The following is a 1,412-nucleotide window of genomic DNA, read 5'->3' as shown; positions in this document are numbered from 1 at the left end:
GATAAAGTCCATATAATTGTGTAAAAAGAAAAGGGTCAAATTCTCCCTTCATGGTTACAATGTTTAATGCAAAATAGAAAACATTGGAAATCAAGGAGGAAGTAAAATGACCCATTTACAGTTTAACCTAAATATGGATGTTTTAAAAGATTCAGTAATGAACTCAAATATTGAGGCGGTAGTTAAATCTACCATTGTTTTAGTCTTAAATGAATTCATGGAAAAAGAACGTGACGAATACTTACAAGCTAAAGCATATGAGCGAACTTCAGAACGCCAAGACTACCGTAACGGTTATTATGAGCGTGACTTCATCATGAGTATTGGGAAAATTAAATTAAAAGTTCCCCGCACTCGAAATGGAGACTTTGCCCCCTCTGTTTTTGAACGTTATGCCCGAGTTGATCAAGCGTTTGTCTTATCTATGCTCGAGATGGTTGTAAATGGGGTATCTACACGGAAAGTGACAAAGGTGGTCGAACAATTATGCGGGGAACAAGTTTCAAAGTCTTTCGTTTCCTCTTTGACGGAACAGTTAGATCCCATCGTTAGAAAGTGGGCAAATCGACCGTTAAATGTTCAATATTTCCCCTATATATTTGTAGATGCCATGTATATCAAAGTACGTGAACACCATAAAGTGGTATCAAAAGCCGTATATATTGCGACAGGAATTAATCAAGAGAATAAAAGGGAGGTCATTGGTTTTAAAGTAGATCATAATGAAAATTATGAAGCGTGGAGCGAATTCTTCAGTGGACTAAAATCAAGAGGGTTACAATCGCCTAATCTAATCATCTCAGATGCTCATAAAGGATTAAAAAAGGCGATCGAAAAGGAGTTTATCGGAACATCTTGGCAGCGATGTACAGTTCATTTTAAAAGAAATATCATAGATAAATTGCCGAAGAAAGGAATGGAAGAGATTGTTTTGGACTTAAAAAGGATCTTTGAAGCTGTAAAGGTGAAAGATGCTCGTTCGTTTCGTGATGAATTCTTTAAACGTTATGAAGGGAATACAAAACTAGAGAAGGCATTGGAAGTATTAGATGAAGGTTTTGAGGATGCCATACAGTATTTAAGTCAGCCTGTAAAATGGCACCGTTATATTCATAGCACAAATTCTTTAGAACGCTTAAATCAAGAGGTTCGTCGTCGAGAAAGAGTCATCCGCATATTTCCAAATACGCAATCAGCCTATCGATTGATAGGGGCTATCTTGATGGATTACGATGAAGAGCAAACCAGAAAACAACCCATTTTTGTGAAGAACGAGCAGTAGGCCCGCGCGAGCGAAATTTAATTTGATTGGAAGGGGTACCCCTTCCAATCAAATTAAATCATATTACTATAATCCGAAATAGGCATTAAACATTGTAATTATCATTTTACACAATATTAAGGACTTGACT

The 1,412-nt window shown here is 36.6% G+C and carries 1 protein-coding gene; it reads left to right on the top strand.

The window, feature by feature from the left end:
* The first annotated feature begins 106 nt into the window (after window positions 1-106).
* Window positions 107-1,282 (top strand): IS256 family transposase, encoded by a 1,176-nt coding sequence (locus J2S13_RS16825; protein WP_307258976.1) that lies wholly within the window; start codon window positions 107-109, stop codon window positions 1,280-1,282.
* Window positions 1,283-1,412: the final 130 nt, after the last annotated feature.

Source organism: Oikeobacillus pervagus (assembly GCF_030813365.1).
GTDB classification, from domain to species: Bacteria; Bacillota; Bacilli; order Bacillales; family DSM-23947; genus Oikeobacillus; species Oikeobacillus pervagus.
This window is presented reverse-complemented; position numbering and strand designations above follow the sequence as displayed.

Coding starts and splice junctions, on each gene's coding strand:
- J2S13_RS16825 (WP_307258976.1), top strand. CDS start 107: ATGACCCATTTACAGTTTAACCTAAATATGGATGTTTTAAAAGATTCA.